Source organism: Anaerorhabdus sp., from assembly GCF_036637135.1.
Taxonomy (GTDB): domain Bacteria; phylum Bacillota_I; class Bacilli_A; order Erysipelotrichales; family Erysipelotrichaceae; genus Anaerorhabdus.
The window spans coordinates 43553-69302 of record NZ_JAVWNC010000003.1; the positions used below are offsets into that span (position 1 = coordinate 43553).

The window sequence follows — 25750 nt, forward strand, 5'->3', positions numbered from 1 at the left end:
ATCACCTGCTTTATTCTATCATAATTCTTCTTGTTATTAATAAAAATATGTTATGATAGTTAAGCGAGGTGAAGCATATGAAAGTTGAATTATCTTACAACATATACCGTCCTCAAGAGTATGCTTTGGGTATTATTCAAATTATTCATGGGATGAGTGAATATGGACAACGATATGAGAAGTTTGCTCAATACTTGTGTAAAAAAGGTTTTGTGGTAATTACTTATGACCATCGAGGCCATGGATCTACATGTTTAAATACAGAAGATCTTGGTTTTTTTGACTCGGAAGAGGGTTGGTTAAAGCTAATTGAAGATGCACATTTTATAACAGATATTGTAAAACGCGAATATCCACCTGAAGTTCCGTTTATCTTGTTTGGGCATAGTATGGGATCGTTGGTGGCACGTAGCTATTTGAAACGCTTTGATTATGAATTGAATGGCTTAATACTTAGTGGAGCTCCAAATTATCAACTTGCGGCTCGTGCTGGGGTTTTGCTTGCAAAGCATTACGTAAAGAAGAATGGCGAGAAGGGAAGAACACCTTTCCTAGAAGAATTATCTACAGGACAGTTTGCCAAGAAATTTAAAAATGGTAAAACTGAATTTGATTGGTTAAGTAAAAACCCAGATAATGTACAATCGTATATTAACGACCCACTTTGTGGATTTCCATTTACAAACAAAGGTTATGAAGATTTATTTAGATTAATGTGTGATATGCATTCAACTAAGGGATGGAAATGCACAAAAAAAGATTTACCGATATTTTTTATAGCTGGTGAAGAAGATCCTTGTACCGGTGGAAATAAAGGATTATTGAGTTCAATTAATAGTCTAAAAAAGGCTGGATATAGTAATTTATCACAACTTGTTTACCCTGAACTTAGACATGAAATATTAAATGAAAAGGAACAAGATACCATTTATGAAGATATTTATCGATGGATTTGTAAACATTGCTTGAAGAAGAATGGCTAAAACGATTGACTTTAGAGGTGTCTTTCTCTATAATTAATGCGTTAACGAATAGGAGTATAGCGTGTGAAATGGACAAGGGCTGAGCTGTTAAATTTGCAAGAGAATCAAATCCATTTTGATGAATTTGTAGAGTTTGATAAGAACACATTCAAAATGAATGAGCGTTTAAGAGATTTGCACGATATACATGTAAGCGGGGTTGGATACTTTAGTTCTACATCAAATGAATTTGAAGTAGAATTAGAGATTACGGGAATCATGGAATGCCCATGTGCCATAACCAACGAATCAGTGGATGTACCATTTGATACCTGTTGCCATGAAGTCTTCTCATTTGCAGAAACAGATGATGTTGACGTCCATGTAGTTAAGAATGAAATCATTGAATTGATTCCTGTTATCTTCCAACTTATAAATCTTGAGGTACCTCTTAAGGTAGTAAAAGATGGTCCAATTGATTATCCTAAAGGTAATGGTTGGCAAATTATGAGCGAAGAAGATTATGAAAAGTCGAAGGGCAGTCAGATTGACCCTCGATTAGCAAAACTAAAAGATTTCAAAATTGAAAATGATTAGGAGGTGCCAAAATGGCTGTACAACAAAGAAGAAATTCTAAAACTAGAAAAAACAAACGTAGAACTCATTTCAAACTAGATGCTCCAACACTAGTTAAATGTCCTGCATGTGGGGAACTTAAAAAACCTCACTTCATGTGCGCATGTGGAAATAAATAGTAAGATTCTTACTATTTTTTTTATGTTTAAAATGACCGAAAAATTCGGTCTTTTATTTTGTCAAAAAGTCCTTATTTAAAAGGCTAATTGAATGATTTTCAAGTAAGTGAAATAATTAACATTTTATGAAAAAAAGTGTTAACAAATACCTGGATATGTATTATAATGTGGGAGTAAGTGGTAAGAAGTGGTAGATAGTGGGAGGTTCTTGTGTTTATAGGTGAATTCAGACACAATCTTGACTCAAAGAAAAGAGTAATTATTCCAGCTAAATTTCGTGAGGAATTAGGGGAGCTTTTCATTGTGACACGTGGATTGGATGGATGCTTAACTGTATACACTATGGAACAATGGACACTATTACTTGAACAATTAAAAAAATTACCATCAACCAAAAAAGAAACTCGACTTTATGTACGTAGTATCACTTCTAAGGCAACTGAATGTGAATGCGATGCACAAGGTAGAATTCAATTACCAAGTTATTTGATTAGTGAAGCTGCAATTGAAAAAGAATGTGTCATTGTAGGTGTTGCTGATCATGTAGAAATATGGTCTGAAACACGTTGGGAAGGCTATCAAGAGGGAAGCGAATCATTTGAAGATGTTGCTGAACAATTGACTGATTTCTTGTTGTAATGGAACACATAAGCGTATTACTCCATGAGACAGTAGATGGATTAGCTGTTAAAGAAAATGGCTTATACATTGATGGAACTCTTGGAAGAGGTGGACACAGCTTACTTGTAGTAGAACAATTGAAAGATGGACATTTATTTGCGTTTGATAAAGATCAAAAGGCAATTGAGGAGTCAAAGGTACGTCTTGAAGATTACTTAAATCACATAACATTCATTCATGATGATTTCAAAAACATGAAAAAAGATTTAGAAGAAAAAGGTATCACAGAAGTTGATGGTATAATGATGGATCTTGGAGTTTCATCACCACAATTTGACGATGCATCAAGAGGGTTTAGTTATCGATTTGATGCAAAACTAGATATGAGAATGGATCAAAGCCAAGAATTAACGGCATATGATGTAGTAAATAAATATGATTTTCACGATTTAATGAGAATTTTATATCAATATGGCGAAGAAAAATTTGCAAAACAAATAGCTCGCAGTATTGAAAGAAATAGATTGATTAAGCCAATTGAAACAACATTTGAATTGGTGGATGTTATTAAACAAGCATTACCAATGAAAGTGTTAAGTAAAAAGGGACATCCTGCAAAACAAACATTTCAAGCTATTCGCTTAGAAGTAAATGGTGAACTTGAATCGTTGAAACAAGGATTAAGAGATGCGACAAGCATGTTAAAAGTTGGAGGAAGATGTTCCATCATCACATTCCACTCACTTGAAGACCGCATCGTAAAAGAATTATTTAATGAATTATCAACAGTTGAACAAATTGATAAAAGGATTCCATTACTACCAGAACAAATGGAAACGCCTGAATTTAAATTGATTAATAAAAAACCAATACTAGCTAGTGATGATGAATTGGCGATAAACAATCGATCACATAGCGCAAAACTTAGAGTATTAGAGAGGGTAAAGAATAATGGCAAAGATTGTTAAGAAGAAAAAAGTTAAAAAATTACGTTTACAAAATTTTACCGTTGTATTATTTTTGTTTGCAGGATTAGCATCTTTGGGTTCTAGTTTATTCTTGCGTTCATACAACAATTCTTTAAGCGTAGCAAAACAAAAAATAGATGTTGAGATTGCTTCATATCAAACTGAAAATGAAGCTGTTAAGGTTGAAATCCAAACTTTAAGTTCTCGTGATCGTATTGAATCAATTGCGAGCGATGCTGGACTTGAATCTAACTCTAACAACATAGTAACTATCGCTAGCGGAGAATAGAAATGAAGAGAAGCAACCGTATGCTTCTATTTATCTTCACCATCACATTAGTAGTGTCGATTTTGATCGCTTCTAATGTTTTTTTAGTATCTGTAGTTAAAGTTCATGCGGTGAGTAATACGGATTTAAATGAGTATGCAAACAGTGCGAACATGCGTACAGAAATTAAAAAAGCAACTCGAGGTTATATTTATGATCGTAATGGGACGATTATTGCGCAAGATAATAAAACATATAATATTGTCTGCATTCTTGATAAGAATCGATTAGCAAAGAAGAATGAAGTAGCTTATGTTGATGATCCAGGAAAGACTGCAGATGTTTTATCAGTTCTTTTAGGTGGAGATCGGGAAACGATTTATAATTTACTTTCAAAAGATGTGTATCAAACTGAATTGGGGACTATAGGACGTAACTTATCAAAAGAGAAAAAAGAAGAAATTGAAAGTTATGATTTAAATGGAATTGAATTTACATCATCTATTAAACGTTCTTATCCATTAGGACAATTTGCATCTAGTTTGATTGGGTTTGCACAATCTGATGAATCAGGTAGTACAGTTGGAAAAATGGGAATTGAATTGATATTGGATGAAGCACTATCAGGGACAGATGGATATAGAACCTATCAAGCTGACAAGAATGGGTTTGTCTTACCGGGAATGAAAGTGACTGAGGTTAGTTCAATTAATGGTAATGATGTTGTTTTAACATTGGATAAGGATATTCAAGAATCTCTTGAACAAGCATTCTTACAAACAAATGAGATGTTTAATGCTTCCCGTGTTTGGGGAGCGGTAATGGAAGTTGACACAGGTAAAGTGCTTGCATGGGGACAATCACCGTCATTTGATCCTAATGTATTAAATATTACTGATTACAATAACTTTGGAGCACAATTACCTTATGAACCAGGTTCAACGATGAAATCATTTGTATGGGCTGCAGCAATCAATGAAGGCATGTATGATGGGAATGCCCAAGTATATTCAGGACCATATTGTTATAAGTCAGATGGATTAAATCCATATCGTGTACAATCGGGTGGTCTTGGTTGTATTACCAATGCGAGTTATAAAAACTGGGGTATGGTGGGTTATGATTATGGTTTAATTTTATCTTCCAACTCAGTTACAGCGGATTTATTAACACAGGTGATTAATCCAGATATTTACGAAGATTATCTTGATCGTTTCCATTTCTTTCAACCAGTAGAAACTGATGGTATTCGAGAAGAAATAGGAATCAAACATTATAAATGGCCTTCTGAGAAGATTACAGCTGCATATGGACAAGGTTCAACAGTAACGATGCTGCAACTACTTCAAGCTTACTCAGCTATCTTTGGCGATGGCAAAATGATGAAACCCTATTTTATTGAAACAGTTCGGGATTCATATGATAGTCAAAAAATAATTTATCAAGCAGAACCTGAAGTTGTTGGAGAGCCAATTACTGCAGAAACTGCTTCGCAATTGAGAGATATCTTGTATCGCGTTGTTTATGATGATCAAGGTACAGGAAAACATTATAAAATACCAGAAATTGAAATTAGTGGTAAAACTGGAACAACACAAGTTTTAGTATCAGGGTCATATGCTTCAGGTAGAACAATTGCATCAGTTATGATGGGAATGCCTGCGAATGATCCACAATATATCGTTTATTATGCGTTTGAAGCAGCATATGATCGAAATGCGCACTATAAAACAGAGCCGATTAAGACATTATTAAGAAAGGTTGCAATGCTAACTAACCTAACCGCAACTACTCCAAATGCAGAGTCAGTCGATTATCCAGAAGAAGAGGGTTACATTAAGCAAGAAATTAAGAGTTATGAAATGCCTAATTTAGTGAATCACTCTTATGATTATGCTACATCTAAACTAGATGGTATGGGTGTAAATACTTATATTTTAGGTTCAAGTGACACTGTTATTGATCAATTTCCTAAAGCAGGAGAGAGTGTTTCAACAGGTCAAAAAGTATTTGTATTAACTGATACAGGTGGATTCTATATGCCAGATTTAACGGGATGGACTAAAAAGGATGTTACTGCGTTGTGGGAAATTACGGATTTTGGATTCAAAATATCAGGAAGTGGTCAAGTCATTTATCAAAATGTCCCAGTAGAAGCTTTCGTTACAAAGGACACTGAAATTGAAGTTGAACTTCAATAGGGTTCTTGGTATAATAAATAGGCTTTAAATAAGGGGGCTAAGAAAGATGATAATCATGATGTTAGGCGCTTTTCTTGTCAGTGCAGGAATCGTTTTAATCTTAATGCCTTACTATATTAATTACTTAAAAAAAATTAGTTTTAATCAAGCTGTAAGTGAATACAGTTTAGAAGAATATCAAAAGAAAGCTAAAACACCAACTATGGGTGGTGTTTTATTCGTTATAGTACCAGTTCTTGTAACATTCTTATTTATACCAAAAGCAGTATTTGATATGGATGTTGCAATTGTATTGTTGGCATTTATAGGGTATGGAGCAATAGGGTTTATTGATGATTACATTATTGTTATTAAGCAAGATAATCAAGGCTTATTAGCAAGTCATAAATTTCTATTACAAGTTTTATTGGCAGTTATATTCTTTATTGTTTATCAAAGTCATACTTCACTTGATATTGTGATTCCTATATTTCATACTGTATTACCACTAGGTGGCTTATATGGAGTCTTGATCTTCTTTATGTTTGTAGGTGGAAGTAACGCCGTAAACTTAACTGACGGTATGGATGGATTGGCAGCCGGTTGTAGTGTGATTGCTCTTGTACCATTTTTATTGTTTGCGTTACAAGCAAGAAATATTGCGATTGTTGTATTCATTAGCTCACTTTTAGGAGCTCTAATAGGATATTTACGATTCAACATTCATCCAGCGAAAATCTTTATGGGTGATACTGGTTCACTGGCGCTTGGTGGATCACTTGCAGCGCTAGCTATGGTTCTAAAACAGGAAGTAGCATTTTTGTTTATTGGTGGAGTTTTTGTTTGGGAAACATTATGTGTCATCATTCAAATTAGTTCTGTTAAATTAAGGGGTAAACGAGTGTTCCGCTATACCCCAATTCATTATAGTTTTGTATTACAAGGTATGAAAGAAACCAAAGTAGTACGTTCATTTTGGATACTATCAGTAATTTGTGCTGTTGTTGGCTTTATTATTGCAGTATTGTAAAGAAATAGATAAAAATTGATTAAACTAAGGAGGGGTAATGTGCAAGAATTTGATGTTCATAATTCGCAAATTGAATTGGCTATTGTATTAAAATTACAACAAATTCAACGTGAAGAATTACCTAACTTAACTTATCAAAATATAGAGGATGTGTTGTTTCAATTTGTGTGGGTTCATCAACCCCCGAGGTCTTTACACGATGCTGTAAATGATATATTATCTTTAACGGCAGATAAAATTGTAAGATACTTGTCTAAAATGGCAATTATTGAAGGTTATAACAAGCATTTATCAGATTATAGTGATCTAATAGGAGGAAAGAGACATGAATAAAAATACAAAGACAAAACGTTTAGTTGTATTTTTCGTAACAATTGCAGTTATTGCAGCTGTTATCTTGGGCTTCTCAAAAGGAATTTCAAAGAATTTAACTTTGGGGCTAGACCTACAAGGTGGATTTGAGATTTTATATGAAGTAAGTCCATTAGAAGAAGGTGGAACATTACCGGATATGTCGGCTGTTGCGAAGAGTGTCAGCAAACGTGTCAATGTTTTAGGTGTAAGTGAACCACAAATTATTATTGAAGGTGATAACCGTATTCGTGTGCAACTTGCAGGTGTTGAAAATCAAGACCAAGCACGTCGTATGATTTCGGCTACCGCAAATCTTACATTTAGAGATATAAATGATGAACTTCTAGGCGATGCTTCTATTATTCAAGAAGGCGGAGCTACACTGGGATTCCAAGAAGGAAATCCTGTTGTTTCTCTTAAAATTGCAGATACAACTGCATTTGGTGATTTAACTGAAAAAGTTTCAAATATGGGTTCTGGTAATAATTTAATCGTTACTTGGTTAGATTATTCTGAAGGTGATTCCTACAAAGAAGAAGCTCTTAAGTTACAAAATGGTGGAGAAGCTAAGTACATCAGTGCTGCTCAAGTAACACAAAGATTAGATAGTGATGCCATTATTTCGGGAAACTTTACAGAAGCTGAAGCAAGAGAACTTGCTGATTTAATCAGTTCAGGATCATTGCCAGTTAAAATGACTGAAATTTCTAGTAACGTAGTTAGTGCTGATTATGGATTAGGTGCTTTAGCATCTACAAGCTTTGCCGGTATTGTTGGTATATCCTTAGTATTTGCATTTATGATTTTCATTTATCGTTTACCAGGTGTCATCGCAAGTATTATGTTAACTGTTTATATCTTTGCAGTATTTGCTATCTATAGCGCAATGGGGGCGGTATTTACACTTCCTGGTATTGCTGCGTTAGTGCTTGGAGTTGGTATGACTGTTGATGCGAATATCATCACATTCGAACGTATTCGTGATGAATTATATAAAGGACGTAGTTTGCAAAATGCAGTTAAAGAAGGACAAAATTTGTCATTCTCTACTATATTTGATGCTCAATTTACTACGTTGTTAGCAGGATTAATTATGTATGTGTTTGGTAATGGGGCAGTAAAAGGTTTCGCTACAATGTTGATGATTACTGTAATTTGTACATTGGTTATTAACGTAGCAGTATCTCGTTTCCTTATGAACCAACTTGTAAATTCTGGTGTGTTAGATAATAAAAAAGGTTGGTTTGGAGTAAAAGTTACAAAGATTCCTAATGTATCGAAAAATGAAAAACAAACATATTTTGGTCCATTTGATAAAATTGATTTCTTAAAACATGCAAAGAAAATGATTATTGTAAGCTTATCTATCTTTGCGGTAGCAATTGCTTTAGCTGGATTTAATATGGCATCTGGTAAGGGTGCGCTTAATTTGGGAATTGATTTTTCAAGTGGAACGAAGATTACTGTTACTTCTCCAGATAAGATGAATATTGCTGATGTAGAAGCAACATTTAAAGATTTAGGCTATGACAAAGTTAAGTATCAAGCTTCAGGAGATAATGCAGTTTACGCAACAATTAAAGATGCATTGAATACTGAACAACTTGATGAAATTAAATCGACATTCATGGGTATCTATGGTGAAGAACCAGGGGATAACGTGGTAACTCCAGTTGTTGGTAGAGATTTAGTAAAAAATGCAATTCTATTAAGTCTATTGGCTTGGGTTGCAATGTTAGTTTATATTACATTACGATTTAAATGGGATTATGCTGTAAGTTGTATTGTTGCGCTATTACATGACGTGGGAATTGTTATTGCAGTCTTCGTAATTTTCCGTTTAGAATTCAATACCGAACTTATTTCAGTTATCTTGGCTATCATTGGATATTCAATTAATAACTCAATTGTAGTATTCGATCGTGTTCGTGAAGATTTAAATAATGCGAAGAGTGCTAAACTTACACCTGATTTCTATCGAGGTGTAGTTAATGAAGCATTAGATAATACGATTGTTCGTTCAGTATATAGTTCAATTACAACTATTTTACCTATCATATGCTTATTGTTGTTAGGATCAAATGCAATCTTTACATTCACATTTGCAATGTTTGTCGGATTAATTGCAGGTACTTTATCAAGTGTCTTCATTGCTCCACAAATTTGGTTCTATATCCGTACACATGTGAAAGACAAACCAAAGAAAAAATCAAAAGCAAAACGTGAAGAACTTGATGAATATACTATCAAAGGAATTAATGCGTAATTGATTAAATATTAAAAAACAGCTATATATAAAATATAGTTGTTTTTTTTGTGCAAATTTAAATTGTAGATTTTCTTTTAATGTCTTGTAATATGGGTTCTGGGCATGAACTAATAAAACTATAGCTAAACCAAAAAATGAGATACAAAGAAGAAGTCAGTTCTTGTAACGGACAAATTGTCATGATTTGTTCATAGAACAATGAATCACTTTTAATTTGTCTAGCTACATCATTTACGAGGATATTTAATTTTTTATTACATGACTCATATCGTGGACTATATGCAGACATTAATTCTGAGATATTTTTGTAGAACCCTTGTAATGGTAAAAGGATAGGCTGATATAATATAGTCCAACGCAATAACAGGGACTGATTATTAATGAGTTCATGGCATCGTTGCATTAAATATTGTTGGAATTCTTCAAATGAGGAAGAGATGCTTAAATCCATGAAAAGTTTATATGATTGGCTTGAAGTAGTATTAATTTCAATTGCAGATTGACTATATATAATTCGTTGTAAATAGATTAAATTATCTTTAAATTGTAGTTGTAATTCTGAAGAGATACGATCCCATAAAAACTTACGATATTCATCTACATGGATATCAAGAAATGGTGCAAGTATTAAGATAGCAATCATCCTTGCATCATTACATGGAAATAAGGTTTCAATGTAGTTGTTTGTCGGTTCATCGAGTAATTTAGATATTGAATAATTATCACAAATATATTCTGGAGTTGCATTTGGAGGGATAGACTCTATAATTGAACAAAGATTTTCCAGTTGCTTTTGATTTTCTATAATTTTATGCTTAAGTAGATTTACTTGTCGATGAAAAAAATAATTTGTCATTGTTGGAAAAGTGAATATTTCTTGTATAGTTTCTATTGAAAAACCAATCTGTCTAAATAAACAGATTAATTTAAGTTTCCGTAAGTCTTCATCATCCAAATCGTAATAACCATTATTACTATTTTTAGTAGGATTGATCAAATTTTTCTCAATATAGAAGTGAATAGCTTTTTTAGTTAATCCTGTTATTTGTATTACTTCTTGTATCCGCATCATTTATCACCTATTAAAGTATAACCTAAGGTAACGGTTTGAACAATGAAATCTTGTGATTTTCTTAACAAATTTATAATTATTTCACAAAGTAGCTTAAAAAGGCGTATTTTTTTCATACTTGACTGTCCTTTAAGAGCTTCTTTTATAATTGAGTTACAAATGGAGGAAAGAAAATGAAAAAACTGATTATTAGCTGTCTCGTCTTCTTGATGGCTGTATCAACGGTTGGATGTTCTAGCAAAGAAGTTGTTTTTGAAGGATCATCTAAGGGTTATGGTGGAGAAGTAGTAGCAAAAGTTACTTTCTCTGGTGACAAAATTAAAAGTATCGAGGTAACAGGTGATGGAGAAACTGAAGGTATTGGTTCTCTTGCAATTGAAGAGTTACCTGCAAAGATTGTGGAAGCAGGAAATACAGATATCGATGTAAAGACAGGAGCAACTGTCACATCAAAAGCAATATTCGCAGCAGTCAATAAAGCTATAGATTTAAAGAATGGTGTTACATCTAAACCTATTTCTTATACTGCAGGAACATATACAGGTGTTGGTGCAGGATATCATGGGGAAGTGAAAGTTGAAGTTGAATTTGATGAAAAATCGATTTTATCGGTTAAGGTAGTTGAACAAGCAGAAACTCTTGGTATTGGGCAAGGGATGGATACATCTCCAGTTGAGTCTTTACCAATTAAAATAGTGGAAACTCAGGGTTTAGGAGTGGATGTAGTTACAGGAGCAACAGTTACATCAAATGCAATTCTTACTGCTGTTAGTGATGCAGCAACACAAGCAGGTGCAGATTCAGAAGCATTAAAAGAGATAACAATGGAGAGCAAGGCAATCGATGAAACTTATGAAGTTGATGTTGTAATTGTGGGAGCAGGTGGTGCTGGTCTTGCAGCTGCGATACGTGCTTCTCAAGATGGTGCTGATGTATTGGTTGTTGAAAAACAAGGAATCATTGGTGGAGCAACAACACGTTCTGGTGGAAAAGTTATGGCGGCAGGAACTGACATTCAAAAAGAAGCAGGGATATCTGACAATGATGAAATGATGTATAACTATCTAAAAGAAATAGGTGGTGAATACATTGATGATGTTAAGTTAAAAGCATTTACTGACAATGCGTTAGATGTTTACAATTGGATGATTGATTTAGGAGTTAATGTAATAAATGTAGAACCTATTCATAAATCAATTGAGCCAAATCGTGTACATAACACTCTTGGTGGAGGCGGTATGACTGATGGTTTTGGTGGTAATATCACGGTGCCTTTATATGAGGAATATAAGGATTTAGATGGAGATATTGTTTACAATACAACTGTAAATGAAATAATTATGAATGATAAACAAGAAGCCGTTGGGGTAATAGGAGTAAAACCCGATGGTTCAAAAGTAACAGTTCATGCGAATGCAGTTATTATCGCAACAGGTGGATATGCACAAAATAAAGAAATGGTTCGATCATATGAAACTGAATTTCCTTTCTATGTAACTTCAGTTCCAACGGGTAATGTTGGTGATGGAATCAAAATGGTTGAAAAAATTGGTGGACAAATTGAAGAATATCCAGCAACACAAACAGTTTTCTTAGATTTTAATTCTGGTACTGGAATTAATGAAGAAGCTGGATTAATTGTTACTATGGATGGAAAAAGATTCGTCAACGAATATAGCTATCAATATCATGTTGGAGATGCTTTGGCAAAAACTGGTAGTACAAATGGTTGGTATATCGCAACTGCAAATGATCCTACCCCAACTGTACAATATGCTATGACACAAGATAAGACATTAAAAGCTGCATCAATTGAAGAATTAGCACAGTTAATGGAAGTAGATGCAAAGGTTCTTCAAGAAACAATTGATCGCTATAATGGATTCGCAAAAAACCAAAAAGATGAAGATTTTGGTAAACCAGCGGAATTCTTATATCCAATTGAAGGAGAACAATATTACGCATTGAAATTGATGCCAGCAGTAACTGTTACATTTGGTGGTATAGTGATTGATGAAAATGCTCAAGTTCTTGATCAAAATAATCAACCTATATCTAACCTATTTGCAGCAGGGGAAACTGCTTTTCCAGGCTTATTTGGAACAGAATACCCAGGTTGTGGAGTTGCGATTTCTGGAAGTGTTTATTTTGGGTTAGTTGCAGGTGAAAACGCTGCGAAGTTAAAATAAATTTTATAAGGTGAAGATTCTTTATACAAACTATCTTCACTTTTTCTTTTGAATATCGAATGCTTTATTATCAAAAAAACATGATTTTGAGGTATACTATAGTACGAGAGGTATACTGATGAATTATAGTGAACTAAGACAAATATATCCAAACTTTGTATATCGTGATTTTCATATTGAAGAGAATGATAACGAGTTTAAAATAACTTATGATTTTGAGATTGAAGGTCTTGAAGCTTTCAACCCGACTTATAGCATTCCAAAAAGAGGGACGCAATCTTTTCATGATAAGAGAATTGTTCGTGAATTGGTTTTTTCGCTTGGATTAGTAGAATGTATTAGTTATTGGAAAATAACATGTTCTCCTAATTTGATAATTCAATGTGGGGCATTAAATCATGAACAAATTCAATGGTGGAAGAAGTTATACTTCCATGGATTAGGAGAGTTCTTTTATATCAATCAAATTAATCCAAAGTTTGACGATTTTGTATCAATACAGAGCGTAGGGGATAAGATTAGTGGAAATCATCTTATTCAAAACTATGATGGTCAACTTGTACCAGTTGGTGGTGGTAAGGATTCTTTTGTTTCTCTTGAAATCTTAAAATCACTTTATGATCAAAATGATGCTTTTGTTATTAATAAAGTAATGTCTGCAATTCATGCAAGTGAAGCGGCAGGATACAAAGATAAATTAATTTATGTAAGTAGAACATTGGATCCTAGAATGTTAGAACTGAACAAAAAAGGATACTTAAATGGTCACACTCCTTTTTCAGCAATGGTAGCCTTTGCATCGACTCTTGCAGCAGTATTGAATCAAAAAAGATATATTTGTTTATCAAATGAAGCTAGTGCAAATGAATCAACGGTATTAAATGATACGGTAAATCATCAATATTCTAAGAGTTATGAGTTTGAAAAAGACTTCAATGAGTATAGTCAAAAATATTTACTACCCGAGATAGAATATTTTAGTTTATTAAGACCATTATCTGAACTTCAAATTGCAAAGATATTTTCTTTAACACCACAATATCATTCGGTATTTAAGAGTTGTAATGTGGGTAGTAAACAAGAAATTTGGTGTTGTCATTGTGCGAAGTGTTTATTTGTATACTTATTAATGGCTGCCTATTTAAGCGATGAAGAGTGTATTTCAATATTTAAAGAAGATATGTTAAATAATGCAGAGTTATTTCCGATATTCATGGAGCTATGTGGGTTAAGTGAAAACAAGCCATTTGAGTGTGTAGGAACACGTGAGGAAGTTGTAAGTGCAATTAGTTTAGGTATTGAACAACGTCTACAAACAAATCAAAAGCTTGGAATCCTTTATCAAATGTATTTAGAAAAAGTAGGTGCAATTGATTTAGTATCATTAAATGATATTAAAGAAGAATGGAATGGGGAACATCAAATCCCTGAACATTTATTACAATTAGTTAAAAATAAAGTTGAGGAATCATTCAAATGATAAGTAATGAAATTAAGAACGAGTTTGAAGGTAAAAAAATCGCTATTTGGGGATTTGGTTTAGAAGGTAAATCAACTTTCAATTTTATTAGAAGTATTTTACAAAATCAATTAATCACAATTATTGATGATAAAGAAATTTATCTCGATGATATAAATTGTGAAATTAAACTAACACAAGATACCAGTTTTGATGAATATGATTTAATAATGAAAAGTCCGGGTATTGTGATTACAGATGATCATTTTCCATTTGATAAATTAAGTAGTCAGTCTCAAATTTTTCTTAAATACTATAAGAAACAAACAATTGGAATTACAGGTACTAAAGGAAAAAGCACAACAAGCTCGCTTTTGTATCACGTATTAAGTCGTGGTTATAGTTCAGTTTTTTTAGTAGGGAATATTGGTGTTCCTTGTTTCAATATTATTCATGATTTGAAAGAGGATTCAATTGTCGTTTTTGAGATATCATGTCATCAATTAGAGTATGCAAAAGATTCACCACATATTGGAGTTCTTTTGAATCTATTTGAAGAACATTTGGATCATTATGGTACTTTCGAAAAATATTGTGCAGCAAAGGAAAATGTATTCTTGCATCAAGAGTCGGATGATATTGCGATTATTAATGCTAACTGCATTGATCAAATAAATAAAGCAAAACATCCCCTCCTTGCGTCAATGGATGAAACTGGAGATATTTATGCAATTGAAAATAAATTGGTTAATTCTATTGGCACATTGATAGTTGATACGACCCGTGTTTCATTAATTGGACACCACAATTACTACAATATGGCGATTGTATATGCAATAGCATCGAACTATTTTGATATAAGCAATCAAGATTTCTTAGAAGCAATCGCAACATTTCAAACGTTAAAACATCGATTAGAAAATATTGGAGTTCATAATGGGATACGGTATATTGATGATTCCATATCAACGATTTGTCAATCAACAATACAAGCAATTACTTCGTTGAATGATGTAGATACTGTGTTAGTAGGTGGATTAGATCGAGGTATAGATTATGATGAACTTATTGATTTTTTGATTGAAAAAAAAGTTCCGCATGTCATCTTTATGTATGCATCAGGTGAAAGAATGTTTGGTTTATGGACTGATCGTACAGAAAGAGAAGCGATATGGGTAAAGGATTTAAAGGATGCAGTAGGGCTTGCGAAGAAGATTACGTCTCCAGGTAAATCATGTTTGTTATCACCAGCTTCGGCAAGCTATGGATACTTCAAAAACTTTGAAGAACGTGGAGATGTATTTAAAGAATTGGTAGAAAATAATGAAATATAAAAAAATAGATGTAGATGCATCAAAAATTGAAGAACAATATAAAACCAGCACACTTGTAAGCAAGGTGTTGGCTTTTCGTGAATGTAATGATGATCAAATAAAACAATTACTAGATCATCCGATAAAACTAACAGAGAACTCATCTGAAATATTGAAACTTGTGTGTGAACGAATACAACAAGCAAAAACAAACAATGAAAAAATATTTGTTGGTGGAGATTATGATGCTGATGGATTATGTGCTACATCAATTATGGTAGACACGCTTACAATTTTAGGTATTGAAAATGGATATTATATTCCAAATCGATTTAAGGAAGGTTATGGATTACATCCAAATATTGTGCAACTTGCTTATGATAAAGGTTATAAAATTATAATTACTGTTGATAATGGTGTTAAAGCTTACGAAGCCTTAGAAAAAGCAAAACAATTAGGGATTGAAGTCATTATCATGGATCATCATGAAATTGAAGAGAAACCACAATGCACATATTGTTTACATCCAGATTACTTTGATGAACCCTTTAAGGGATTGTCAGGAGCTGGTGTAACGTTACAAGTTGCAAATCAATTGATAGGTGCTAATCCAAAACACATTGCTTTAGCTTGTGTTGCAACTATGGGAGATATTATGAACCTATGGGGTGAAAACCGAATTATTGTTCGACTTGGCTTAGAGATTATTAATCAACATTTAGTACCACATCTAGATGCATTGTTGGATACAACTACAGTTGTAACGGAAAAAGATATCGCATATCAAGTCGTACCAAAGTTAAATGCTGTGGGAAGACTACAAGAAGTCGCAAATCCAAATAATGTAGTAAAATTCTTTCTACAAAATAACCCAACTGAAATTAAACAATTCGCAATGCAAATGAATGAATTAAACAATCAAAGAAAACAAATAACTTTACAAATGAATGTCTTAGCTGAAAAGAAAAATTTAGATGATGATTTTATCATAGTTTCTGATGAACGTTTCCATGAGGGATTAGTTGGTCTAGTTGCAGGTAAACTTGCGAACAAATATCACAAACCTTCGCTAGTCTTTTGTGAAATGGATGAAGTGGTTAAGGGTAGTGGTAGAACTGCGAATGGATTCGATTTATATAGTTTCTTTCAAAATGGATTTGAAGAGGAATTCGTGAACTTTGGTGGTCATAGTGGCGCAATCGGATGCACTGTCAAAAAAGATAAATTTGAACAATTCAAACAAAAGATAAAGAATAAATTCGCAAATATTGACATACAAGAAGAATCATATGAAACTGCTTGTGTTATTCATGAATCTGACTTATCTTTATCCGCAATTACTGAATATCTAAGTCTTGCGCCATTTGGGCAAGGATTCAATGAGGTTGTATTTGCAATAGAAGGCTTGAAAATTAAGAAGACACAATTAATTAAACAAAAGTTCTTAAAAATTCAATTTGAAAATAACATTGAGGCCATTTGGTTTGAAGTAGATCCAAGTGTTAATGTAGAAAAATTAAAGACTGTGTATGGAGAGTGCACAATCAATGACTTTTTAGGACGTAAAAAGTGTTCGTTAATTGTTAAAACAATAGAATAAGTATTTATAATAGTGTATAATTGTACTGTTAATTAGGAGGCACAATCAATGGATTTAAAAAAATATATTGCAGAGATTCCAAATTTCCCTATCGAAGGGGTACTGTTTCGTGACATCACACCATTAATGAATGATGGAGAAGCATTTTTTGAAGCTACACGTTTAATTGAAGAGTTTGCCTTAAAATGTGGTGCAGAAATTATTGTAGGTCCTGAATCAAGAGGGTTTATCTTTGGATGTCCTGTTGCAGTAAATATGAAAATTGGATTTGTACCAGTTCGTAAACCTGGTAAACTTCCTCGTAAAACGATTAGCTATAAATATGACCTAGAATATGGTTCAAATGAATTACACATGCATGCAGACTCAATTAAAAAAGGACAAAAAGTTCTTATTGTTGATGATTTGTTAGCGACTGGTGGTACTGTTGAGGCAACAATTAAACTTGTTGAAGAAATGGGCGGAGAAGTTGTTGGATGTGCATTCTTAATTGAATTATTAGGTTTAGAGGGTCGTAAGGCATTGGGTAATTATAATGTCTTTACGGTTATGTCTTATGAATAAATAATCGAAGAGGAATCTTCGGTTTTTTTACAAGAAAGGAGGAACCAATATGTCAACTAATACTACTAAAATGGTGACAAAAGATGATATTTTAAATGCTTCAAAAGAGTATATTCATAATGAAGAAAGTTTAAGAATTATCGCGAAGTCAATTGATTATGCAACTGAAAAACATGATGGACAGTTTCGTAAAAGTGGTGAGCCATATATTATACATGCATTAAATGTAGGATATATTTTAGCTGTGCTTCATTGTGGACCAAGAACAATAGCTGCAGGGTTATTGCATGATGTGTTAGAAGACTGTGATGTTCCTCGTGAAGAATTAGTAAGACAATTTGATGAAGAAGTAACTGGACTTGTTGAAAGTGTTACCAAGATTGGTAATATTCAATTCAAGGATGAGAAGGAATATTTAGCTGCCAATCACCGTAAGATATTTATTGCGATGGCAAGAGATATTCGTGTTATTTTAATTAAACTTGTGGATCGTTTGCACAATATGCGCACACTTCAATACATGCCAGAAGAAAAACAAAAACGAATCGCAGCAGAAACATTAGAAGTTTATGCACCAATTGCGCATCGTTTAGGTATTAGTGAAATCAAGAATGAATTAGAAGATTTAAGTTTCTTTTATCTGGATCGGGATATGTATTATCAAATTGCACATCTTGTTGAAGCAAAAAAAGCGGAACGTGATGAGCAAGTAAAACATATGATTCAAGATATATCAGACTTATTAACTTTAAATAAGATTGAGTTTAGAATATTTGGTCGTAGTAAACATTTGTATAGTATTTACAAAAAAATGAAAACCAAAGGGAAACGATTCGAAGAAATACTAGATTTATTGGCAATTCGTATAGTTACAAAAACGGAATTAAACTGTTATGAAATATTAGGACATATTCATGCAACTTATCGACCAATACCGGGTAGGTTAAAAGATTATGTTGCGATGCCTAAGATGAACATGTATCAATCACTTCATACGACAATCGTTGGTGATGAGGGTAGAATCTTTGAAGTACAAATACGAACAGAGAACATGGACTCTATTGCTGAACAAGGGGTTGCTGCTCACTGGCGATACAAAGAAGGTTCTAAATATGATTCTCGTCGTGAACAAAAAGAAATTGAAGAAAAATTAACATGGTTCAAAGACTTTGCAAATTTAACCAATGAACAAGAAGAAGACAGTCCTGTTGAATATATGGATCGTCTACAAAAAGATGTCTTTGAAGCCAATGTATATGTTATGACACCAAATGGTCGAGTTATTGATTTGCCAAATGGTTCGACACCAATTGACTTTGCATATCGTGTTCATACCGAAGTTGGACACGCATGTGTAGGTGCAATTGTTAATGAAACATTGGTACCATTAAATACAGTCCTTAAAACAGGGGATGTCGTACAAATTAGGACATCCAAGCAATTCCCTGGACCAAGTGAAGACTGGTTGAAAGTAGTTAAAACTAATCAAGCAAAGAGTAAGATCAAGTCTTATTTGATGCGTAAAGAAGTAGAACGTCGTGAAGAAAAGGTTGAAGTTGGTGAAGGAATCCTTCGAGATGAATTACGTAAGCGCGGTTTTGATGATAAAGAATTCATGGAAAAGAAGAAAATAGAAGCAATTTTCCAACAATTCCAAGTTAGTAGTTATGTGGATTTTATGTATGCAATCGCGGTTAAGTCAATCTCACCTCAAAATGTTGTGGAAAAACTTACCAACCAAAAACGTAGCGTGCTGGAAACCAATGCATTGTCGAGAATTTTAAATCGTGAACATACGCCAAAAAAGACAACATCGAAATCAGGATTAAAAGTGTCTGGTGTTGATTCGATGATGATGTCACTTGCAGGGTGTTGTAATCCTGTGTATGGGGATGAAATCATTGGATATATAACAAAAGGACAAGGAGTTAAGGTTCATCGAAAAGATTGTCCAAATATTCAAGGCGCAAAGAGTCGACTTATTGAAGTTGAATGGGATGATAATATCTCAAGACAACAATATGAGGCTAATTTAACTTGTTTATCACACGATCGTAATTTCTTAATTACTGATATTGTGACTGTCGTGTCTCAATGTAAAGCTAATTTAATGGGAATCAACTCAGTTGTAAATAGTGAAGATTTGACCGCAACGACAAAAATGAATATACTAGTAGATGATATTGAACATTTACAAAATGTCATTGCTAACTTAAAAAAGGTCAATAGTGTCATTTCTGTAGAAAGACAGATATTATAGGAGAAGATATATGAAAAAATTAATCGCAATTGCGTTAGTTGCACTTGTACTTGCAGGTTGTTCAACTGGTGGAGCTAAAACACAAACTTTAGCATGTAAGCAAGAAGCTGAAGGTGCTTCAATGGATTCGACATTTACATTTACTGATGCTGGTTTAACATCACTTAAACAAACAACAGTCATTGCAATCCCAGAAGACCAAAAAGATAGCATTGATTCAATTACTACTGCATTAGATGCTTCAAAAGAGCAAATTAATGCAATTGATGGAGCAACTTATGAGTATTCAGTAAATGAAACTGCTGCAACAATTACAGTAACTTACGATGTTACAAAAATGGATGATGAAACTTTATTAGGTTTTGGTTTCACTGACGATATGAAAGTTGATGGAAAATTCAACATCGATAAAATCGCTGAAACATACAAAGCAATTAACATCAATTGCGAAGTTAAATAATACTTGTTTCATAAAAAAAGAAGTGATATAGTAATATAAATTCTAAGATAAAGAGGTTATTTGGAAGAACTATTATAGAGAAAGAAACACATGGTGAAAGTTTCTATAGTTTTATAAATAATTGACACTTTTGAGAAGTATTTCTGAACTAAGTAGGAGATATCGTATTCCGCGTTAAGGATTTAAGTGCATGGAAACATGAACTAAGGTGGTACCACGTAATTAAGCGTCCTTAGATTAGGGCGCTTTTTATATTCTAAAAAAGAAGGAGGAGAAATAATGGCTTATCAAACAGCAAGAGGAACGTATGATATTTTAGCAACTGAGGTAAATCGTTGGCATCAAGTAGAAGATTTGATTCAAACTCTTTGTACTTTATATGACTACAAAGAAATAAGAACACCAATCTTTGAAGATACGAGTGTATTTAAAAGAGAAAATGACAGTTCTGATATGGTGAATAAAGAAATGTATTCATTTCAAATTAGTAGTGATTCATTGACCTTAAGACCAGAGGGGACTGCTGGTGTTGTACGTAGTTTTGTTCAACACAAATTATTTGGAAGTATGGAAATGCCTGCAAAATTTTACTATGTAGGACCTATGTTTAGATATGAACGTCCACAAAAGGGTAGGCAACGTCAATTTAATCAATTTGGTGTTGAAAACATTGGTGTTAAAAGTCCAATGGCTGATGTGGAAACAATTGCATTGGGATACACACTAGTGAAGACATTGGGTTTATCATCAATTAAAGTATTATTAAATACATTAGGTGATGATGAAAGTAGAAATGCTTATCGCGAGGCATTAAGAGCGCATTTTAAAGACCATGTAGAAGAGTTATGTGGAGATTGTAAACGTCGTTATGATCAAAATCCATTACGTTTACTTGACTGTAAGGTGGATAAAGATCATCCTTCGATGAAAGATGTGCCACAACTAAGTGATTATTTAACTCCTGAATCAAAAGCGTATTTTGAACAAGTTTGTGCAGGGTTAGATGCATTAGATATTCCATATGAAGTAGATCAACGACTTGTAAGAGGACTTGACTACTATACTCATACTGTATTTGAAGTCGTATCTACTCATGCTGAAGCAGGTAGTCAATCTACTATTTTTGCAGGTGGAAGATATGATGGACTTGTGCAATATTTCGGTGGGCCTGAAATGTCAGGTGTTGGATTTGCGATTGGACTAGAGCGATTATTATTAATGGCTGAAGCAGAAAACTGTGAATTTGAACCTGAACCTACATTGGATGTATATGTAATGAGTTTAGGCGAAGTTGGTTCATTACCAATTCAAGTCGCATCGATTTGTCGTGCAGCAGGATATATTACTGACTTAAACTTTGTAGAACGTTCAATGAAGAGTCAATTTAAATCTGTCGATCGTAAAGAAGCCAAGGTATGTATTATCATTGGTGAAGATGAATATAAGAATAATCAAGTTACATTGAAGCATATTGAATCACAAACACAAAAAACAATCAGTATTGATGAAATCGTAGATACATTGGATCATTTTCTAAATGAAGAACATGATTGCCAATGTCATGAGCACTAAGGAGATAAGAGAATGAAGAGAACACATCAAAATGGTGAATTACGCTTAAGTAATGTGAACCAACAAGTTACACTAGTTGGTTGGGTAGCGAAAAGAAGAAATTTAGGATCACTTGTATTTATTGATTTAAGAGACCGTTCAGGAATTGTACAATTGGTATTTGATGAAACAATGGAAGAGTCTGTAAAAGATGTACGTAATGAATATGTACTTCAAGTAGAAGGAATCGTATCAGAACGAAAAGATAAGAATCCAAAACTTCCTACGGGTGAAATTGAAATTAAAGTACAATCTGTAAATATCATTAACACTGCAGAAACAACACCAATTATCGTAGCGGATGAAACGGATGCATTAGAAGATACACGTCTAAAATATCGTTACCTAGATATTCGTCGTAATCAAATTAAAAATAACTTAATTCTTCGTCATCAAGTATGTTTGCTTGCACGTAACTTCTTATCAAAGTTGGGGTTTGTTGAAATTGAAACTCCTATTCTATGTAAGAGTACGCCAGAAGGTGCGCGTGACTACTTAGTGCCAAGTCGTATTAGTAATGGAAAATTCTATGCATTACCACAATCACCACAGTTGTATAAACAATTATTGATGGTAGGTGGAATGGAAAAATATTTCCAAATTGCTCGTTGTTTCCGTGATGAAGATTTAAGAGCTGATCGTCAACCAGAATTCACTCAAATCGATATTGAAATGAGCTTTGTGGATGAAGAAGATGTTTGGAGTATAGTTGAATCTTTGATGAGAGAAATCTTTAAAGAAATTAAGCATATTGATTTACCAGAATTTAAACGGTTGACTTATGTTGAAGCAATGAGTCGTTATGGTAGTGATAAACCGGATACACGTTTTGGATTAGAACTGAATAATGTTACTGAGTTGTTTAAAAATACTACTTTTGAAATCTTTAAGAATATTATTGAATCAAATGGAATTATTAACGCTATTTGTTTGAAAAATGGAGGAGATAAATTCTCACGTAAAGATTTAGATAAATTGCAAGATTATGCAAAGGTATATGGCGCTAAAGCACTATCATACTTAAAATACAGTAACCAAGAACTAAGTGGTTCTATTGCTAAGGTTGTGAGTGATGATGAAAAGACAGCACTAATTAATCATTTTGAATTAGAAGAAAATGATATGTTATTGTTTATTGCGGATAAGAAAAAGGTTGCTCAAACATCACTTGGTGCTATACGTAATAAACTTGGTCATGATTTAGGACTTATTGATGAGACTCAATTTAATTTCTTATGGGTAACGAATTTTCCGATGTTCGAATATTCAGAAGATGAGAATCGTTGGGTAGCAGCACATCATCCATTTACATCTCCAAATTTAGAAGATGTAGATAAATTGATGAGTAATCAAGAAAACTGTTATTCACGTGCTTATGATTTAGTATTAAATGGTTATGAATTATTGAGTGGTTCAATTCGTATACATGATCAAAAGGTACAAGCAAAAGTATTTGAAGCAATCGGTATGTCACTTGTAGAAGCAAAGGATAAATTCGGCTGGTTCTTAGAAGCATTTAAATATGGAACACCTCCTCATGGTGGAGTAGGTATTGGATTAGAACGTTTAATTATGATTCTGTCAGGTACGGATAACATTCGTGATGTTGTGGCTTTCCCTAAAACTGCAAGTGCATCTGATTTGATGAGTGAAGCACCAAATGCAGTTGATCAAAAACAATTAAAAGAGTTAGGTATTAACTTAAATAAGTAAGCTCTATCTTCGGATAGGGTTTTCTTTTATAAGAGTACATCAAGTGACATTTGACTAAAGGAGTCTATAATAAAATTATAGGAGGAATTATATGAAAATATATGATTTAAAAGTAAAGAGTCATGATGGAAAAGAAGTATCACTTCAAGATTATAAGGGGAAAGTGCTTCTTATAGTAAATACAGCGACTCATTGTCAACATACTCCTCAATACGTATATTTGAAAGAAATGTATGATCTGTTTCATGACCAAGGTTTAGAAATTTTAGATTTTCCTTGTGACCAATTAAATGGTAAAGCACCTGAAACTAGCTCAGAAATTCATGATTTTTGCGTAAAGGAATATGATGTTAAGTTTCCACAATTCGAGAAGATAAATGTGAATGGAGAAAATCAATCACCTTTATATGAATTATTAAAAACACAAAGAGGTGGATTATTCGATGATGAAATCGAATATAATTTTACAAAATTCTTATTAAATCGTGATGGTGAAGTAATTATGCGTTTTGAGCCAACTGAAGATTTTTTAACAATTGAAAGAGCTATTAAAGAGTTGTTATAGAGAGCTGAATGTAAATTCAGTTCTTTTTTCTTTCAAATCATGTCCGATTTATTGCATAGGGTCTAAAAGTACGATATAATTACAACGGAAATTAAGGTGTTACTTGATCATAATAATCGATGAGTGAAACCTTTTCTTTGTGAAAGAGAGGCGGTTATTTCAATGTATCGTAGAGTCTTATTAAAGTTAAGTGGGGAAGCGTTATCTGCAAATGGTAATAACTTTGACCCAGAGATTTTAAAAAATCTAGCTGATGAAATTAAAGAAATACACGAACAAGGAGTCGATTTAGCAATTGTAGTGGGCGGAGGAAACTTTATCCGTGGTAAAACAGCTGAAAGTATTGGAATAGATCGAGTTCAAGGTGATTACATGGGAATGTTAGCAACTGTGATTAATGCGCTAGCAGTTCAAGGGGCACTTGAGCAAGCAGGGGTTCCAACACGAGTACAAACAGCAATTGAAATGAACAAGATTGCAGAACCATTTATAGTTCGACGTGCACTTAGACATCTTGAAAAAGGACGTGTGGTCATATTTGGTGGAGGAACTGGAAATCCATATTTCTCAACAGATACAACGGCAGCATTAAGAGCATCTGAAATTAAGGCTGATGTTATCTTGATGGCTAAAAATGGAGTAGATGGTGTTTATAGTGCTGATCCAAAGAAAGATAAAACAGCAGTTAAATTTGAACAATTAACATACATGGATTTAATTCAACAAGAGTTACAAGTCATGGATACAACCGCAACAAGCATGTGTATGGATAACAAAGTAGATTTAGTGGTATTCAACATGAATGAACGTGGTAATATTAAAAAAGCAGTAATGCAAGAAAAAATCGGAACAGTAATTAAGAAGGAGATAAAATAGATGGCTTATTTAGTTCTAGACACAGCAAAAGAAAAAATGGATAAAGTGATTAATCACTTTTCAGAAAGCTTGACATCAATTCGTACAGGACGTGCTAATACAACAATGCTTGATCATGTTGAAGTAGATTATTATGGATCACCAACTCCAGTTAATCAAATCGCATCTATTTCGGTAGTAGAAGGTAGAACTCTAGTTATTAAACCTTATGATGCATCTAGTTTAAAAAATATTGAAAAAGCATGTAATGAAGCTAATTTAGGTATTGCTCCTCAAAATGATGGAACAGTTATTCGTTTAACAGTACCAGCTCTTACAGAAGAAACAAGAAAAGAAATGTGTAAAAAAGTATCAAAATTTGCTGAAGAAGCTAAAGTTCAAGTGAGAAATCTTAGACGTGATGCAAATGAAGCAGCTAAAAAAGATGATACACTAACTGAAGATCTTGAAAAAGATTGTTTAGATAAAGTACAAAAAGCAACAGATGAAGCAATTAAGAAGATTGATGAAATCGCTGCTTCAAAAGAAAAAGAAGTAATGACAATCTAGTAAAAAGAATAGATTAAGAGATAGAAAGTACAGACAGTTGTTTGTGCTTTTTCTTTAGGTTCTTTAAAATCTAGTGTTGGTGGAGAAGAAATCAAGTAAATTAGTATAGTTA

General features: G+C 33.2%; 23 protein-coding genes and 1 other annotated feature. Of the genes, 22 read left to right on the top strand and 1 reads right to left on the bottom strand.

The window, feature by feature from the left end:
• Positions 1-77: 77 nt before the first annotated feature.
• The 10 genes from RR643_RS00980 (at position 78) to secD (ending at position 9404) form a co-directional block, all read left to right on the top strand.
• Positions 78-983 carry an alpha/beta hydrolase gene (locus tag RR643_RS00980; protein ID WP_332469039.1) on the top strand — a complete coding sequence of 302 codons (906 nt, stop codon included), beginning with the start codon at positions 78-80 and terminating at the stop codon, positions 981-983.
• 63 nt (positions 984-1046) lie between these two features.
• Positions 1047-1559, top strand: a complete 513-nt coding sequence (locus tag RR643_RS00985; protein ID WP_332469038.1) for a YceD family protein — start codon at positions 1047-1049, stop codon at positions 1557-1559.
• Positions 1560-1570: 11 nt separating this feature from the next.
• Positions 1571-1717 carry a 50S ribosomal protein L32 gene (rpmF, locus tag RR643_RS00990; protein WP_332469037.1) on the top strand — a complete coding sequence of 49 codons (147 nt, stop codon included), beginning with the start codon at positions 1571-1573 and terminating at the stop codon, positions 1715-1717.
• Between the two features lie 210 nt (positions 1718-1927).
• On the top strand, positions 1928-2356 hold the full coding sequence (mraZ, locus tag RR643_RS00995; RefSeq protein ID WP_332469036.1) for a division/cell wall cluster transcriptional repressor MraZ: 429 nt from the start codon (positions 1928-1930) through the stop codon (positions 2354-2356).
• Positions 2356-3306 (top strand): 16S rRNA (cytosine(1402)-N(4))-methyltransferase RsmH, encoded by a 951-nt coding sequence (rsmH, locus tag RR643_RS01000; RefSeq protein WP_332482048.1) that lies wholly within the window; start codon positions 2356-2358, stop codon positions 3304-3306. Before mraZ ends, rsmH begins: the two co-directional genes overlap by 1 nt.
• The gene (locus RR643_RS01005) at positions 3290-3595 is read left to right on the top strand and encodes a hypothetical protein (protein ID WP_332469034.1); all 306 of its coding nucleotides are present in this window, start codon (positions 3290-3292) and stop codon (positions 3593-3595) included. The genes rsmH and RR643_RS01005 overlap by 17 nt, the downstream gene beginning before the upstream one ends.
• Positions 3596-3597: 2 nt before the next feature.
• On the top strand, positions 3598-5775 hold the full coding sequence (locus RR643_RS01010) for a penicillin-binding protein (protein ID WP_332469033.1): 2178 nt from the start codon (positions 3598-3600) through the stop codon (positions 5773-5775).
• A 46-nt stretch (positions 5776-5821) separates the two neighbouring features.
• Entirely contained in the window at positions 5822-6784 is a 963-nt protein-coding gene (gene mraY, locus RR643_RS01015) for a phospho-N-acetylmuramoyl-pentapeptide-transferase (RefSeq protein ID WP_332482049.1), read from the top strand.
• A 39-nt stretch (positions 6785-6823) separates the two neighbouring features.
• Positions 6824-7117 (top strand): post-transcriptional regulator, encoded by a 294-nt coding sequence (locus RR643_RS01020; RefSeq protein ID WP_332469031.1) that lies wholly within the window; start codon positions 6824-6826, stop codon positions 7115-7117.
• On the top strand, positions 7110-9404 hold the full coding sequence (gene secD / locus RR643_RS01025; RefSeq protein ID WP_332469030.1) for a protein translocase subunit SecD: 2295 nt from the start codon (positions 7110-7112) through the stop codon (positions 9402-9404). Before RR643_RS01020 ends, secD begins: the two co-directional genes overlap by 8 nt.
• 58 nt (positions 9405-9462) lie before the next feature.
• Here the strand turns inward: secD and RR643_RS01030 are convergent, their stop codons facing one another.
• Positions 9463-10476 (bottom strand): MerR family transcriptional regulator, encoded by a 1014-nt coding sequence (locus tag RR643_RS01030; protein ID WP_332482050.1) that lies wholly within the window; start codon positions 10474-10476, stop codon positions 9463-9465.
• Positions 10477-10652: 176 nt separating this feature from the next.
• On the opposite strand from RR643_RS01030, the gene RR643_RS01035 reads away from it, so the two are divergent.
• The 12 genes from RR643_RS01035 to frr all read left to right on the top strand — a co-directional run bounded on the left by RR643_RS01035 (position 10653) and on the right by frr (position 25638).
• Positions 10653-12668: an FAD-dependent oxidoreductase gene (locus RR643_RS01035; RefSeq protein ID WP_332482051.1), complete on the top strand. Its 2016-nt coding sequence runs from the start codon at positions 10653-10655 to the stop codon at positions 12666-12668.
• Positions 12669-12786: 118 nt separating this feature from the next.
• Positions 12787-14148, top strand: coding sequence for a hypothetical protein (locus RR643_RS01040; RefSeq protein ID WP_332469027.1), 1362 nt, complete (start codon positions 12787-12789; stop codon positions 14146-14148).
• A complete protein-coding gene (gene murD / locus RR643_RS01045) occupies positions 14145-15461 on the top strand; it encodes a UDP-N-acetylmuramoyl-L-alanine--D-glutamate ligase (protein WP_332482052.1) in 1317 nt (438 codons plus the stop codon). The genes RR643_RS01040 and murD overlap by 4 nt, the downstream gene beginning before the upstream one ends.
• The gene (locus RR643_RS01050; RefSeq protein WP_332469025.1) at positions 15451-17040 is read left to right on the top strand and encodes a single-stranded-DNA-specific exonuclease RecJ; all 1590 of its coding nucleotides are present in this window, start codon (positions 15451-15453) and stop codon (positions 17038-17040) included. Before murD ends, RR643_RS01050 begins: the two co-directional genes overlap by 11 nt.
• A 48-nt stretch (positions 17041-17088) precedes the next feature.
• Positions 17089-17604: an adenine phosphoribosyltransferase gene (locus RR643_RS01055; protein WP_332469024.1), complete on the top strand. Its 516-nt coding sequence runs from the start codon at positions 17089-17091 to the stop codon at positions 17602-17604.
• Between the two features lie 49 nt (positions 17605-17653).
• Complete coding sequence (locus tag RR643_RS01060) at positions 17654-19864, top strand: RelA/SpoT family protein (RefSeq protein ID WP_332469023.1); 2211 nt, start codon at positions 17654-17656, stop codon at positions 19862-19864.
• A 10-nt stretch (positions 19865-19874) separates the two neighbouring features.
• Entirely contained in the window at positions 19875-20324 is a 450-nt protein-coding gene (locus RR643_RS01065; RefSeq protein WP_332469022.1) for a hypothetical protein, read from the top strand.
• Between the two features lie 35 nt (positions 20325-20359).
• Positions 20360-20561: a binding site (T-box leader), on the top strand.
• A 42-nt stretch (positions 20562-20603) separates the two neighbouring features.
• Positions 20604-21896: a histidine--tRNA ligase gene (gene hisS / locus RR643_RS01070; protein WP_332482053.1), complete on the top strand. Its 1293-nt coding sequence runs from the start codon at positions 20604-20606 to the stop codon at positions 21894-21896.
• Between the two features lie 12 nt (positions 21897-21908).
• Positions 21909-23648 carry an aspartate--tRNA ligase gene (gene aspS, locus RR643_RS01075; RefSeq protein WP_332482054.1) on the top strand — a complete coding sequence of 580 codons (1740 nt, stop codon included), beginning with the start codon at positions 21909-21911 and terminating at the stop codon, positions 23646-23648.
• Positions 23649-23739: 91 nt separating this feature from the next.
• The gene (locus RR643_RS01080) at positions 23740-24213 is read left to right on the top strand and encodes a glutathione peroxidase (protein WP_332469019.1); all 474 of its coding nucleotides are present in this window, start codon (positions 23740-23742) and stop codon (positions 24211-24213) included.
• Positions 24214-24375: 162 nt separating this feature from the next.
• Positions 24376-25089, top strand: a complete 714-nt coding sequence (pyrH, locus tag RR643_RS01085) for a UMP kinase (protein ID WP_332469018.1) — start codon at positions 24376-24378, stop codon at positions 25087-25089.
• Positions 25090-25638, top strand: a complete 549-nt coding sequence (gene frr, locus RR643_RS01090; RefSeq protein WP_332469017.1) for a ribosome recycling factor — start codon at positions 25090-25092, stop codon at positions 25636-25638. It abuts the gene before it with no gap.
• Positions 25639-25750: the final 112 nt, after the last annotated feature.

Coding starts and splice junctions, on each gene's coding strand:
- pyrH (WP_332469018.1), top strand. CDS start 24,376: ATGTATCGTAGAGTCTTATTAAAGTTAAGTGGGGAAGCGTTATCTGCA.
- RR643_RS01060 (WP_332469023.1), top strand. CDS start 17,654: ATGTCAACTAATACTACTAAAATGGTGACAAAAGATGATATTTTAAAT.
- RR643_RS01005 (WP_332469034.1), top strand. CDS start 3,290: ATGGCAAAGATTGTTAAGAAGAAAAAAGTTAAAAAATTACGTTTACAA.
- hisS (WP_332482053.1), top strand. CDS start 20,604: ATGGCTTATCAAACAGCAAGAGGAACGTATGATATTTTAGCAACTGAG.
- frr (WP_332469017.1), top strand. CDS start 25,090: ATGGCTTATTTAGTTCTAGACACAGCAAAAGAAAAAATGGATAAAGTG.
- RR643_RS01065 (WP_332469022.1), top strand. CDS start 19,875: ATGAAAAAATTAATCGCAATTGCGTTAGTTGCACTTGTACTTGCAGGT.
- murD (WP_332482052.1), top strand. CDS start 14,145: ATGATAAGTAATGAAATTAAGAACGAGTTTGAAGGTAAAAAAATCGCT.
- RR643_RS01035 (WP_332482051.1), top strand. CDS start 10,653: ATGAAAAAACTGATTATTAGCTGTCTCGTCTTCTTGATGGCTGTATCA.
- mraY (WP_332482049.1), top strand. CDS start 5,822: ATGATAATCATGATGTTAGGCGCTTTTCTTGTCAGTGCAGGAATCGTT.
- RR643_RS00980 (WP_332469039.1), top strand. CDS start 78: ATGAAAGTTGAATTATCTTACAACATATACCGTCCTCAAGAGTATGCT.
- RR643_RS01050 (WP_332469025.1), top strand. CDS start 15,451: ATGAAATATAAAAAAATAGATGTAGATGCATCAAAAATTGAAGAACAA.
- RR643_RS01055 (WP_332469024.1), top strand. CDS start 17,089: ATGGATTTAAAAAAATATATTGCAGAGATTCCAAATTTCCCTATCGAA.
- secD (WP_332469030.1), top strand. CDS start 7,110: ATGAATAAAAATACAAAGACAAAACGTTTAGTTGTATTTTTCGTAACA.
- RR643_RS01080 (WP_332469019.1), top strand. CDS start 23,740: ATGAAAATATATGATTTAAAAGTAAAGAGTCATGATGGAAAAGAAGTA.
- RR643_RS01030 (WP_332482050.1), bottom strand. CDS start 10,476: ATGCGGATACAAGAAGTAATACAAATAACAGGATTAACTAAAAAAGCT.
- aspS (WP_332482054.1), top strand. CDS start 21,909: ATGAAGAGAACACATCAAAATGGTGAATTACGCTTAAGTAATGTGAAC.
- rsmH (WP_332482048.1), top strand. CDS start 2,356: ATGGAACACATAAGCGTATTACTCCATGAGACAGTAGATGGATTAGCT.
- RR643_RS01010 (WP_332469033.1), top strand. CDS start 3,598: ATGAAGAGAAGCAACCGTATGCTTCTATTTATCTTCACCATCACATTA.
- rpmF (WP_332469037.1), top strand. CDS start 1,571: ATGGCTGTACAACAAAGAAGAAATTCTAAAACTAGAAAAAACAAACGT.
- RR643_RS01040 (WP_332469027.1), top strand. CDS start 12,787: ATGAATTATAGTGAACTAAGACAAATATATCCAAACTTTGTATATCGT.